Genomic DNA, 12,622 nt, shown 5'->3' with positions numbered 1-12,622 from the left:
TTCATATTAATAAAGACACATTTTTAATCGAGATCGTCAACCGATCCGCCTTTTCCTTTAAACTGTCCTGCCGCCGTCTGGCGCAAGTACTCTAAACAAAAAGATTCAATGTCGCCATCGAGAATCACATTGGGATCGCTACTCTGAGCTAAAGTTCTAACATCTTTAACTAATTTATAGGGATGCAACACATAGGAGCGTATTTGCGAACCAAAAGCGTTATCCATTTTAGCATCTTCAATTGCTTTTGATTCCGCTTGTCGCTTGCTTATTTCAAGCTCATAGAGCTTGGCTTTGAGCAATTTTAAACATGTTTCTCTATTTTGAATTTGGCTACGCTGTTGCTGGCTTTGCACAACAAAACCTGTAGGCATGTGTGTCATGCGTACGGCGGAGTCGGTTCTGTTAACGTGCTGTCCTCCAGCGCCTCCAGCGCGGTAGGTATCTATTTTTAAATCGCTTTCTTTTATTTCAATATTAATGTCGTCATCTATGACAGGACTCACAAAAACAGAGCAAAATGAAGTGTGACGACGCGCATTGGAATCGAAAGGAGAAATGCGCACCAATCTGTGAACACCATTTTCAGATTTTAATAATCCATAAGCGTATTCACCATCGACAGTAATAGTCGCATTTTTTAATCCTGCGCCTTCTCCTTCTAGCTCATCAACAACCTCTGCTTTAAATCCTTTACGATCGCAAAAACGTAACATCATTCTCGTTATCATTTGCGCCCAATCACAAGCCTCTGTCCCACCCGCGCCAGCATTAATTGTGATAATAGCGCTGTTTTTATCTGTTTCACCTGATAAAAGTCGCTTCGTTTCTAACAAATTGACGTCCTGAGTTAATTCAGAAATAGAGCCATCAGCTTCTTTATTTGACTGTTCATCTCCTTCTTCGCCAAATTCAATGGCAACAAGAGTGTCTTCAAATTTTTTTAATAAAGATTCACAAGAGATCACACCATCTTCAATATTCTTTTTTTCTTTTAAGAGTGCGGAAGATTTTCTACGATCGTTCCAAAAATTAGGATCGCTGTTACTTTCTGCTTCAATTTCTAAAATACGCTTTCTTTTCAGAGGAGTGTCAAAGATACCTCCGAATAGGTTCAAATTTTTCGCGGATTTCTGCAAGTAATGCGCGTTGTAATTCGCTCATGATTCTCCTCAAATAAAAAAATAAATTTTTAAGCAAGCAAAAAAGAACCCGTCAGTAGTATAATTGAAAAGACGGGCTCTTTTTTAAAAAAATTTATAGGCCACTTTGTGGCCTTCGTGAGACGATATGGTATCTAGTTTGTTTGTGCAACTCTTTTTGCAGGGAGATATTCGATGACTCTTGCTTGCCCCATTCCTGTTCATGGCCAATTGATCGACTGTGGATTCGCGGACTTAGGATATTTTAAAATTATCATTTTAGGTATTGTTCAAGGAATTACAGAATTACTTCCTATCAGCAGCACAGCTCATCTTCGCATTGTCCCCTCTTTTTTAGGCTGGCAAGATCCCGGGACGCCTTTTACAGGTGCGGTACAACTGGCTAGTTTTTTTGCAGTCATGATCTATTTTAGAAAAGAAATATTTAATATTTTTAACGGTTCAATAAAAAGTATAAAAAATAAAGACTATTCTTCTTCAGAATTTCGTTTAGGAATGGGCATTATTATTGGCACTATTCCTGTTGGTATCATGGGATTATTATTAAAATCAACTCTAAATGCCCCAAATTCACCATTAAGATCTCTCTATGTTATTGGTGTTGCTTGCATTGTCATGGGTGCCATATTTATTGTCGCTGAAAAAATATGCAAACATGAGCGCGATTTTTCTAAATTAACATTTAAAGATTGCATTATTGTGGGACTTTCTCAGGTAGCTGCTCTTATTCCTGGAGTTTCACGTTCTGGCGCCACAATTTCAGCCGGTCTTTTTTTAGGCTTAAAAAGAGAAACTGCAGCTGCCTTTTCCTTTATTTTAGGAGTTCCTGTCATTGTTGCTGCTGGTTTAAAACAAATTGAAGAAATGTATAAAGCAGGAATGACAACCCATGGCTGGAGTGTGCTTGCTGTCGGAATTATAACAGCCTCTATAGCTGCTTTTCTTGCTGTATTTGGACTTATGAAATACCTTGAACAGAGATCAACACTTATTTTTGCCTGGTATCGTTTGACTCTAGGTTTTATTCTGATTATTGGTGCCAGCTTAGGTTGGATAGTTTAATCCACAAATTTACCCTTTCACTGTATCCATTTCAGAATAAATAACCGACTGGATATTAAGGTCATTCATGAAACCTGCCAAACTAAATGATACGCAATATTTGCCTTGGCATCCTGAAAGTTGGATTAATTATAGACTTATCCAGCAACCAGAATATCCGAATCAATCGCATTTGTTTGAATCATTGCATATTTTAAATTCGGCTGAAACTCTTGTTACCGAAGAAGAAATATTACTCAATCGGCACTATATTTCAGAAGCGGCAAAAGGAAATATTTTTGTTTTACAAGCAGGAGATTGTGCCGAAACATTTGATAGCTGCCAATATGGTGATGTGATACAACGCGTCACTCATTTACAAGATTTATCTGAAATAATTCAAAATATATTAAAAAAACCTGTTGTTACAATTGGTCGCATTGCAGGTCAATACGCAAAACCCCGCTCCGAAGAGTTTGAAATTCAAAATGGATTTGAACTCCCAAGCTATCGAGGCGATATTATTAATAACATTGAATTTAAAAAGAATAAAAGAGTTCCAGAGCCTAAACGATTATTAGAAGCTTTTGAAAATTCAAAATTAACTTTAAATTGGATTAGAAAATATTTTCATGAAAATAACATTGCATTTAAAAATTCGCGATTTTTTACATCCCATGAAGCTCTATTATTAAATTATGAATCCTGTTTAACAAGAAAATCTAAAATATCGGATAATTGGTTTAATTACGGCGCACACTATTTGTGGCTTGGAGAACGCACGCGTGATTTAAATAGTGCTCATATTGAGTATTTAAGAGGCATATCGAACCCTATTGGAATAAAAATTGGTCCCAAATCCAATGCGCAAGAATTAATTGATATTATTAAAATTTTAAATCCAAATCATATACCAGGTAAAATTAATTTAATTACACGAATTGGTGCAAATAAAGTTTGTGATGTTTTAACTAAAATCATAGTTAGTGTAAATAAAGCTAAAACTCCCGTAACTTGGAGCTGCGATCCCATGCACGGAAATTCTTTTAAAACTCAAAATGGAATTAAAACGCGTGATTTTGAAAGTATTTTTAAAGAACTCATGGATACTTATTCACTGCATAACGAATTAGGATCAATATTAGCAGGCATTCATTTAGAATTAACCCACTTAAACGTAACAGAATGTTTAGGAGGACAAAAATCCAATGTTACAGAAAATAATTTGCTCCTCAATTATCAAACATATTGCGATCCTAGACTTAATAAAGAGCAAAGTCTTGAATTAATACATAAATTTGCGAAAAAAATAAACTAAATTATTTTTTTATGTGATTTTATGGTGTTTACGACAACGGGGTTCGTAACTATCAGCCGCCCCCACTAATACAATTTGATTATTATGAATAAGTCGTTGGCTATAATGCGCCTCATCATTACATTGGACACATATCGCAGAAAGCTTAGTTACTTTATTTGCCATAGCTAATAACTGGGGCATACAGCCAAAAGGTTTGCGTCGATAATCTAAATCTAATCCTGCGGCAATCACACGTATACCTTTTTCCATAAGAAGTTCAACATGCTCAAGAATATCATCAGAAAAAAATTGAGCTTCATCAATGCCAATAACGTCGACCTCATCTAAATCAAGTGAAAAAATCTCTTTTGTGTTTGATATTAAATGTGAAGTGATTTTTTGACCATTATGGCTGTATAATTCTTCATGTGAATAACGGATATCAGAAGCATGTTTAAAAACAAGAACCTTTTGTTTTGCAATAATTGCTCTTTTTAAAACACGAATTAATTCTTCCGTTTTTCCACTAAACATACAACCACAAATAACTTCAAGAACGCCATTATCATTTTTTCGCAACATAAAACCCTCAATATTAAAATAACATTTATTTGGCTAATATAATTTAAAATGAATTGCAACTTAAGCAAGAGCAGATGTACAGTATTTTATGTCTTGATACAGAAATGAGGTTTAAAATGAACAGTCATATGACTTCAGCACATGTCGTCATTGTCGGTGCTGGTTTTGCAGGAATAAATGCTGCAAAAAAATTAGGAAATAAGAGTGGCATCAGGGTCACAATTATTGATAAAAAAAATTATCATCTTTTTCAACCCTTATTATATCAAGTTGCCATGGCAGGTTTGAGTCCTGCTGAGATTTCATCACCTGTCAGGTCTATATTAGTTAAATATAAAAATATTGATACCGTATTTGGTAAAGTTACTAATATCAATCTTTCCAATCAAATTGTTCAAACTGAATTTAAACAATATGAATATGATTATTTAATTCTTGCTTGTGGCGCATCCCATAGTTATTTTGGAAAAAATGAATGGGAAAATTTTGCTCCAGGCATGAAAACAATTGAGCAAGCAACAGAAATAAGAAGAAGAGTCCTTACCGCATTTGAATTAGCAGAAAGAGAAAATGATCCACAAAAAATTAATAGTTACCTTACTTTTATTGTTGTGGGAGGAGGTCCTACGGGGGTTGAAATAACAGGCTCTCTTTGTGAAATTGCTTATTTTACTTTGAATAATGAATTTAAAAATATCGATCCTAAAAAAACAAAAATCTATTTAATTGAAGCAGGAAAAAAAGTATTGGCAAATTTTTCCGACTCGCTTACCGCGAAGGCTTTAGCAGATCTAAATAAAATAGGAGCTACTGTTCTCTTAAATTCCCGAGTTGAAAATATCACGCAAGAAGGTGTTTGGTTAAATGGAAAACTTATTCCTGCAGCAACAGTGATTTGGGCGGCTGGAGTTCAACCATCCGAAACGGGAAAACTCTTAGGAACAGAATTAGATCAATTAGGAAGAGTCTTAGTTGACAATTATTTAAACCTTAAAAACTATAAAAATGTTTTTGTTTTAGGAGATCAAGCTCATGCCAAAGGAAAAAATAATTTACCCTTACCAGGTTTAGCACCTGTCGCTATTCAACAAGGCATTCATACTGCTAAAAATATCATTCAAATTGTAAATGGAAAATCACCCTCTCCTTTTGAATATTTTGATAAAGGACAAATGGCAACCATTGGAAGAGGTCGTGCTATAACGGAGTTTTCAGGAATTAAATTAAGTGGAAAAATCGCTTGGCTGTGCTGGCTAGTCGTGCATATTTTATATTTAATTGGTTTTAGAAATAAGTTCTTTGTTTTTTGCCAATGGACTTGGTCTTATATTACATTTGGAAGAGGAGCTCGTTTAATTACAAATCAAAATTGGAAGAATAATGATTCATAATTTTTCAAACATGGAATTTCCTAAGGTCTTTAAATTAAATGATTTAGCGTCTAAGCTATCACTATGGCCAATAATTAGAATACCACCTTTAACAAGACGCATAACAAGTTTTGCAATAATTTCTTTTACTTTATCGGGAGTAAAATAAATTAACACGTTACGGCAAACTATTGTTTCATATGTTGGCGACATATTTTGTAACTTTATTAAATTATCTGTATAAAATTGACATCTCGTTTTAATATTTTGATCTGGCGTAAAGGAGTCTTCTTTATCCATTTTTTTAAGATGATTTTGATAATTTGGCGCAATTTTAATGAAATCTTTCATAGGATAAAGACCTTTTTTGGCCATTTCGACCGATACGGGATCAATATCAAAAGATTTATATTCATAATCAAAACCAGGATGTTGAGTTCTAAATGCCTCAAGAACTAAGCCAAAGGAATAAACTTCTTCACCTGTGGAGCATCCCCCAGAGTGCATTCTAAATTTTTTTGTTCCTTTAAAACGTTCTGCTAATAAGGCCTCAAATTTTTTATAGTGAGGCATTTCTCTAAACCATTCTGTTGTATGAATGGTAAAAGCACTTAATAATTGTGCAAATTCTTGGTCATCGGCAATAGCTGATTGTAAATAGGCATCTAAAGTAGCAGATTTTTTTACCTGAACTCTTCGTAAGACATTTGAAATAATAATTTCTCTTCGATAGCTTCCTTGTTGACAGTTGCCTGTCATATTTTCTGCCATGGCATAAATTTTTTCTCTGTCTTCTGGATTGAAATTATCTATTGGCATAGCTACCATTCCCTCTACAACAATCTTACGAAGGTTGCATTGCAGATTCCGTTTCTAAAGCATTTTTTACAACTTCTTTGACCACATCGGCTGTTAGCTCAATTCTCTTTAGCAATGACAATTCAATTCTGGTATCACGTTTATATTCTTTAAAGCCAAAGCCATAACTATGCGCTAAAGTATCAGATAGTATCAGGATATCTACAAGTTTATTGACTTCCACAGAAGCCGTATCTCTACCTTCTAATTTTTTTGTGTCATGCAAGGCAATCAGCTGTTTTACACGCTCTGGTATTTCCCAGGTTTCTAAAGCACGACAACCCAATTTACTATGAGGCTCAAGTCCTAATTGAATTTCTGCAGTGGCAAAATCAACTTTATTTTCAAGACAATACTTAGCCATTTGAGTAAAGTTTTCATTAAAAAGACTGGCCATAATGGCAATTCCTAAGTCATGCATGAGCCCTGCCATTTGAATATCTGCCACAGAGTCAGGCGCCACTCTTTTTGCAAATTCCGCGCAAAGAAGACTGACAAAGGAACAATGCCTTGTGAAACTATTAAAATCAAAAGTCAAAGAATCTTTAAAAACAAACGTGTTTTCAAGAGCATGCAAGATCATAAGTTGTCTTAAATTATCATGGCCAATCCTAAATATTGCTGTTTTTAAATCGCTGGTAGGAGTCCCTTTGCCAAGTAAAAAAAGACCCGAATTACCCAGTTTTAAAATGCTTGCAGAAATCCCAATATCCCTAGAAAGAGACTTTGCTAAAGCTCCCGAATCGGCATTGGGATTATAAAGATAGACAAGACACTCTCTTGCCACTTGGGGCATTGCTGGAAGTTTAAATCCTTCAGGAAGAAACATTTTCATAATAAAAGGCTTTCCAAAAAATTTATAATTTTTCATACTTTTACAGCAATGATATTATCGTCTTTTTTTTTACCTTTATAATAATGTCAATTTTTAATGGTTTAATTTAAAAATTGGTGGGCAAAATATATCGTGTTTTATTTATGCTAAAAAAGTGCCCTTAATTAATGTTTTTTACCTTCTTTGTTTTCATTGCTATCACTAAATAATTGCTGAAGAATTAAAACAAAGACTAAGGTTAAGCAAATCACTTCAATCCAAGCCCCTAAATACAGGGAGGCAATAATTGCTGGAATTGTTAAAACAAGTCCATAACTATTGGGAGCTACACTTTTCGCATTTTCATCGGTTCCTGCAAGGGCATAAACAAAAATCATTAAAGGAAAAGCGGTGGCTATAAAAATAATCCACGTCTGATCGGGATTTCCAGACTTATTAAAATGAGGAATCAGCTTAACAGCACCCATGACTAAGGAAATAAAACTTAAAACTGCGGCAATCCAGGAAGCAATATTTCGTTTCATAACATGATCACCTCAAAAAAATGTGTATTCCAAACTCCTTTTAGAATACACATTTTTTTAGATAAGGGCATTATTTTTAATATGAATTATATGTTGTTACATTAACTGATTGTTTTTTATTATAATTTCAGCTAAATTTTTTGTATTATAATTTGGTATTTGATAAGCCAAACAAGTTCTTTTAAACTTTTTATATGTAACCCAAGCTGTTAAGCCTTGTTTTTGATATATTTTATATGCACAACGCGCATTTTTTAAAGGGTTTGCTAAATCCGTTTCATTTAAACGACAGTCTTCCATCCAAATATCATTGATCTGCAATAATCCATGGTCTTTTGTATTATTTGTGTTGTGGCTATTTATAGCTGTCGGTATAAAGTTGGATTCAAACTCCGCTAAACACGTTACAACCGGCACCATTTCTTTTGGAAAACCCGCTTTTTCAAGGGTAAGAGCCACCTGTTCACGCGTCATTTGACGGTTATTTGACTTCGATTTAATCTTTCTTACTTGTGGAGCACCAAAGGCACCAAAAGTAAGAATGATCGACATAAGAGCTGAAATCAATTTCACTTGTATATCCTTTTATCTTGTTAAGTTGTTGTTAACTTAAGAAATATATATATGCTTAATAATTAAGCATATATACAGATAGAGCAAGATTTGTGCCACAACTAACTCACTGGAATAATAGCTAAGAAACTATTTCAGGAAACCATATGTGCATAAAAAGTAAACACTAAACCATAAAGTGTATAAATTTTATACATTTTTTATAAAAAACTGAATTCTTGTCATTCTAAAAGCAATTATGCTAGATTTTTCCCCAAGGCTGTAAGCCATTGCCAAATCCATTTGAGTGAGATCATCTATAATGCTTAATTATGACAATAATAAATCAACAAATAAATGCAATACTTTAATTCATCAGCTTAAAAATGCCAAAGAGAAAGCTCATTATTTTGAAAATAAATTAAAAATCCGAGACAATCGCTTTGCACTCTTTAGACTCATAAGCACAATTGCATTTTTAGCCTTTATTGTCGGACTCTTTTCGAAGCAAAATCAATTAAATAACTTTATTTTAATATTTTTATTTTTGATTTATTGCTTAATAACTTCATGGATTCATGGATATATTCAAATGAAACTCCGCAAATGGAGATCATTTACTCTCAGCTATGAACTATCCTTAGCAAGAATAAATAGAAATTTTGAAATGATTGAAGAAAATATATCTCCTTGGCACGATGATATCATCGAAGTGCCAAAAGGACATATCTATTCATCAGATTTAGACGTTCACACCCAGCTTTTTTCTTTATTTAATACGTGTTCAACTCAAGTAGGATCTGAAAAATTATTTCAGTTATTTATGGAAGCTGGGATAAATCCCTCCCCATCAAAAACAATTGAAGTTCGCTCTGCAAAAGCGAAATTAATAAGTAAAAGCTCTCATTTAATTCGGAAATTTGAAGCACTTCGTCTCGATGAAAACTTTATTTCTAAATTTTATAAACAAAAAGAAAAAATTCAATTTGAAGAGTCACAAAAAGAAATAGTTTCACATTCTAAGGAAAAATTAAATAATAAAGATAGAGCATTTTTTTACATACAAAATATTTTTTGCATTATAAGCATCATGGCATGGATTCTTATTTTACTTCCTGCTATGTTAAAATTTATAAATACTTCACAATCAGAGTTTTTAATACAACCCCTATTTTTATATGCACTTTTTATATTTTTAGGTGCCTTTATTTTTAACTCTATTACAGAAATGGCAGCAAAAGTTGCACATTCCACAAAAATGATTGAAGAAGTAATTAAATCACTTAAGATTAAAAATGGAAAAACGAATTCCTTTCACTTTTCATTTTTAGAAAAATCAGCAATTAAAAATATTAATTCTTTAAATTTTTTAATCAATTTAATTTCTTTAAGAGGAAACCCTATTTTTTGGATAACGTTACATCTTGTTTTTCCATTTGATGCTGTTATATGTTTTATTCTTCAATTTAAATTAAAATCAGTACAAAAAAATCTACCTGAATGGGAAAATGACCTTTATGAATTTGATTTACTTGCGAGTTTTGCTCGCTTCCATAATGAAAATCCCACAAGCCGTTTTATAACTCAAGAAGAACGAGCAAACACAAGTCCTCTTTTTATGGAATTCCATAACTTAGGACATCCCTTAATTGCAGAAGAAAATCGAATTTGTAATTCCATTAAATTAATGAAATCATCTCCTGTCGTGCTATTAACAGGCAGCAATATGGCTGGAAAAAGTACATTTTTAAGAACACTGGGAACAAATATTTTACTTTCAAATATGGGAGCACCGGTTTGTGCAGAAAAATTTATAATCCAACCTAGCCGATTGCTTTGCGCCATTCGCATAGACGACTCTTTGGAAGAAGGCACAAGTTATTTTTATGCCGAAGTCAAAAGATTAAAATATATTTTAGACTCTTTAAATGAACTGCATTCTGTGCCAGGTATTTTCTTAATAGATGAAATATTTAGAGGAACTAATAATAAAGAACGCTTTACAGGAAGCTATCATATTATTCATAAATTATTTGAAAAAAATTCCTTTGGATTTATATCCACACATGATCTCGCCCTAGCTCAAATACATGAGGAGGACAAAAGAATGGTAAATATGCATTTTAGAGAGCATGTCGAAGATAATAAACTTGTATTTGATTATCTCATTAAAGAAGGAGCTTGCCCCACAACAAATGCTTTATTCATTATGAAACAAGAAGGTTTACCCATTCCTTAAATAGAAGAATCATCTATTTTTGTGATTTTCTTTTTAACTTCGTTAGAGCATAATTTTTCAAGCCATATAAAAGGACTTTGACCTATTTTATGCGAATTAAAATCTTTACAAGCATCTTTTTGAAATGGATTTCCATTTGCTAAAATTAATGTTTTAGAATTAAATTGAAAGAGTGGTTTAATACTTTCAATATTATTGTTCTTAATTGACAAAACTTTAATTTTATCAAGTCTTGTAAGGCTATCTATTTTTTCAATAGAATTCGCACTTAAAAATAGCCATTGTAGATTTTTAAATGCCTGTAAAATTTGAATGTCTGAAATATGGTTATTAGATAGACTTAAAACAATTAAATTTTTTAATGAAGAAAGTGGCTTTAAGTCAGAAACTTCATTGTTATCCAACCATAGGGCACGCAATTGAATCAAACTACCAATAGGTGAGAGGTCGTCAATATCCTGACCTGCTAAATTCATCATACGAGCATTAAATAAACTTTCTTTTATGGATGAATCTTTGCAATCTGTAGCTTGAACAATATTCATAACAGCATCAACGGTTTTTTGAACCCCATTATCCGCAGACTTACGCATTTGACACCAAGACAAAAAAGTTCTGTTCATGCCAATTCGGTATGTTTTTTTATTTGAATTATCTTGATTTGCTAAAAACAAAGTGCATTCCATATAAGATTTAAATTTTTCCCTAGGATCTTTAATAACTAAGGTGTTTTGATGCATTGAAAACATGACACGGCAAAGCGAAGCTCCCTGAATATTTTCTATACGTGATAAATTTTCGACTTGAATGCGATAAGGGGAAGAAACAAGAGAGTTTTCTTTTTCTAGAAGGATACGATCATCTGTAAAAAAAATATTTAGCTTTATTTCCTCTGCATATGAATTTAGAGAAGTTCCTAAAATAATCAAATAAAAATAAAACTGTTTAAAAAAAATTTTGGATTTACTATTTGTATTTTTTACATTATTAAACATAGCTCATCCCTACACAGTTTAATTACCCATTACCTGTATATGTCAACCTATATTCATTTTCAATTAAGGGGTCATTTGTCTTTAAATTTGACACCAGACCCGCTAAAAAATGTTTATATTTTAAAGAATATCTAAAAAATATGAATTTTGAAGATTTATGAATTTAAGAAATCAATTTTTTGTGTTGCTGATTCCGAAAGTTCTGTAGATTTTTTAATATAAATTGAAGTAGTAGTTGTTAGCTTATGATTTAGCAATCTTTGAATTTGTAAAATAGGAACTCCCTGTGAATGAAGAAGCGTAGCAAGTGTTGCTCGAAAACTATGTGGACTTATATCTTTAAAAACTCCAGACTCTCTAACTGAAATTTTAATCATGTCAAAAATGGAGGTGCGGTTGAGTTTTGTTAAATTTTTGGACATTTGAGTACGAATGAAAAAATAATCGTTTGGCTTTGCATCTGTTCTAAATTCATTTTTATATTCAAGCAAAACTTGGGCTGTTTGCTGATGAATAATAGGCGAGTGAGTGAGATTTCCCTTGGTAACCAAATGCAGTCGCCAAAATTGACCCACATTTTCAAGACCATTAATTTTTAATTCGCAAAGCTCTTCTGCTCTCATACCAACTGTAAAGAGTGTATGCATGACAGTATAACGCAATTTCCAAATACAATAGCAACGACTCTGCTTTGATCTTGAAATTTGATATTGCTTTTTAGCAAATTCCAATAATTTATAAACCTCTTCCTCATTTAAAATATTTGTTTTTCCACGTTTATCCAATTTTGGCTTTTTGATTAACTCTAAAACATTAAACTCAATTAATCCTCTTTTTCTTGAAAAATTTAAAAAAGAAGAAAGGGCTGACAATTTTCTTGCAACGGATGCTAAAGAAAAATCGGATAAACTTTCCTTCCATATTATTACAAGTCTTTCTGTAACTAATTTTAACGTGGTAATTTTTACTTTAAGAATTTTAAATGAAAATAAAAAAAATTCTTCTAAATCTCTCGTGTAGGATTGTTTCGTATTTTCACTTTGATATGATTGGATAAACCAATGCATAGCTTCAATAACGTCTTGTCCAATATATTCTTCTTTTTTTAATAGTGTAGTTCTATCAATTACTACACTAATTACATTATCATTTTGCATCCTTGC

The 12,622-nt window shown here is 32.5% G+C and carries 12 protein-coding genes; 4 read left to right on the top strand and 8 right to left on the bottom strand.

Going from position 1 to position 12,622, the window contains the following annotated elements:
• Positions 1-23: 23 nt before the first annotated feature.
• Positions 24-1,164, bottom strand: a protein-coding gene (gene prfB / locus AXG55_RS06720; protein WP_148697361.1) for a peptide chain release factor 2 whose coding sequence is annotated in 2 segments (ribosomal slippage) — positions 24-1,103 and positions 1,105-1,164 — 1,140 coding nt in all. Because the reading frame shifts where the segments join, the coding sequence is not laid out codon by codon here.
• Between the two features lie 173 nt (positions 1,165-1,337).
• On the opposite strand from prfB, the gene AXG55_RS06715 reads away from it, so the two are divergent.
• Together AXG55_RS06715 and AXG55_RS06710 are read left to right on the top strand one after the other, a co-directional pair.
• On the top strand, positions 1,338-2,225 hold the full coding sequence (locus AXG55_RS06715; protein WP_148697360.1) for an undecaprenyl-diphosphate phosphatase: 888 nt from the start codon (positions 1,338-1,340) through the stop codon (positions 2,223-2,225).
• Between the two features lie 67 nt (positions 2,226-2,292).
• On the top strand, positions 2,293-3,522 hold the full coding sequence (locus AXG55_RS06710; protein WP_148697359.1) for a 3-deoxy-7-phosphoheptulonate synthase: 1,230 nt from the start codon (positions 2,293-2,295) through the stop codon (positions 3,520-3,522).
• A gap of 9 nt (positions 3,523-3,531) precedes the next feature.
• Here AXG55_RS06710 and AXG55_RS06705 read toward each other — a convergent pair whose 3' ends face one another.
• Positions 3,532-4,086 carry a thymidine kinase gene (locus AXG55_RS06705; protein ID WP_148697358.1) on the bottom strand — a complete coding sequence of 185 codons (555 nt, stop codon included), beginning with the start codon at positions 4,084-4,086 and terminating at the stop codon, positions 3,532-3,534.
• Positions 4,087-4,202: 116 nt separating this feature from the next.
• Between AXG55_RS06705 and AXG55_RS06700 the strand changes: the two genes are divergently transcribed.
• Positions 4,203-5,477, top strand: coding sequence for an NAD(P)/FAD-dependent oxidoreductase (locus tag AXG55_RS06700; RefSeq protein ID WP_233231432.1), 1,275 nt, complete (start codon positions 4,203-4,205; stop codon positions 5,475-5,477).
• Here the strand turns inward: AXG55_RS06700 and AXG55_RS06695 are convergent.
• The 4 genes from AXG55_RS06695 to AXG55_RS06680 form a co-directional block, all read right to left on the bottom strand.
• A complete protein-coding gene (locus AXG55_RS06695; RefSeq protein WP_233231431.1) occupies positions 5,472-6,275 on the bottom strand; it encodes a CheR family methyltransferase in 804 nt (267 codons plus the stop codon). The two genes, AXG55_RS06700 and AXG55_RS06695, sit on opposite strands and share 6 nt — an antisense overlap.
• Positions 6,276-6,300: 25 nt before the next feature.
• Entirely contained in the window at positions 6,301-7,149 is an 849-nt protein-coding gene (locus AXG55_RS06690) for an HDOD domain-containing protein (protein WP_233231430.1), read from the bottom strand.
• Positions 7,150-7,313: 164 nt separating this feature from the next.
• Entirely contained in the window at positions 7,314-7,673 is a 360-nt protein-coding gene (locus tag AXG55_RS06685) for a hypothetical protein (protein WP_148697355.1), read from the bottom strand.
• 96 nt (positions 7,674-7,769) lie between these two features.
• Positions 7,770-8,246 carry a transglycosylase SLT domain-containing protein gene (locus AXG55_RS06680; protein ID WP_148697354.1) on the bottom strand — a complete coding sequence of 159 codons (477 nt, stop codon included), beginning with the start codon at positions 8,244-8,246 and terminating at the stop codon, positions 7,770-7,772.
• Positions 8,247-8,547: 301 nt separating this feature from the next.
• Here AXG55_RS06680 and AXG55_RS06675 point away from each other — a divergent pair, with 301 nt between their 5' ends.
• Positions 8,548-10,464 carry a MutS-related protein gene (locus AXG55_RS06675; RefSeq protein WP_148697353.1) on the top strand — a complete coding sequence of 639 codons (1,917 nt, stop codon included), beginning with the start codon at positions 8,548-8,550 and terminating at the stop codon, positions 10,462-10,464.
• Here the strand turns inward: AXG55_RS06675 and AXG55_RS06670 are convergent.
• Both AXG55_RS06670 and AXG55_RS06665 read right to left on the bottom strand, forming a co-directional pair.
• Positions 10,461-11,459: a leucine-rich repeat domain-containing protein gene (locus AXG55_RS06670; protein WP_148697352.1), complete on the bottom strand. Its 999-nt coding sequence runs from the start codon at positions 11,457-11,459 to the stop codon at positions 10,461-10,463. The two genes, AXG55_RS06675 and AXG55_RS06670, sit on opposite strands and share 4 nt — an antisense overlap.
• Positions 11,460-11,614: 155 nt before the next feature.
• Positions 11,615-12,616: a tyrosine-type recombinase/integrase gene (locus tag AXG55_RS06665; RefSeq protein WP_233231429.1), complete on the bottom strand. Its 1,002-nt coding sequence runs from the start codon at positions 12,614-12,616 to the stop codon at positions 11,615-11,617.
• Positions 12,617-12,622 lie beyond the last annotated feature (6 nt).

Source organism: Silvanigrella aquatica (assembly GCF_001907975.1).
Taxonomy (GTDB): Bacteria; Bdellovibrionota_B; Oligoflexia; order Silvanigrellales; family Silvanigrellaceae; genus Silvanigrella; species Silvanigrella aquatica.
The sequence above is the reverse complement of the archived record's forward strand: the minus strand, read 5'-3'. Positions and strand labels throughout refer to the sequence as shown.

What these genes read in the sequence shown, in the direction of transcription:
- AXG55_RS06715 (WP_148697360.1), top strand. Translation starts at nt 1,338, where the DNA reads ATGACTCTTGCTTGCCCCATTCCTGTTCATGGCCAATTGATCGACTGT.
- AXG55_RS06710 (WP_148697359.1), top strand. Translation starts at nt 2,293, where the DNA reads ATGAAACCTGCCAAACTAAATGATACGCAATATTTGCCTTGGCATCCT.
- AXG55_RS06705 (WP_148697358.1), bottom strand. Translation starts at nt 4,086, where the DNA reads ATGTTGCGAAAAAATGATAATGGCGTTCTTGAAGTTATTTGTGGTTGT.
- AXG55_RS06700 (WP_233231432.1), top strand. Translation starts at nt 4,203, where the DNA reads ATGAACAGTCATATGACTTCAGCACATGTCGTCATTGTCGGTGCTGGT.
- AXG55_RS06695 (WP_233231431.1), bottom strand. Translation starts at nt 6,275, where the DNA reads ATGCCAATAGATAATTTCAATCCAGAAGACAGAGAAAAAATTTATGCC.
- AXG55_RS06690 (WP_233231430.1), bottom strand. Translation starts at nt 7,149, where the DNA reads ATGAAAATGTTTCTTCCTGAAGGATTTAAACTTCCAGCAATGCCCCAA.
- AXG55_RS06685 (WP_148697355.1), bottom strand. Translation starts at nt 7,673, where the DNA reads ATGAAACGAAATATTGCTTCCTGGATTGCCGCAGTTTTAAGTTTTATT.
- AXG55_RS06675 (WP_148697353.1), top strand. Translation starts at nt 8,548, where the DNA reads ATGCTTAATTATGACAATAATAAATCAACAAATAAATGCAATACTTTA.
- AXG55_RS06670 (WP_148697352.1), bottom strand. Translation starts at nt 11,459, where the DNA reads ATGTTTAATAATGTAAAAAATACAAATAGTAAATCCAAAATTTTTTTT.
- AXG55_RS06665 (WP_233231429.1), bottom strand. Translation starts at nt 12,616, where the DNA reads ATGCAAAATGATAATGTAATTAGTGTAGTAATTGATAGAACTACACTA.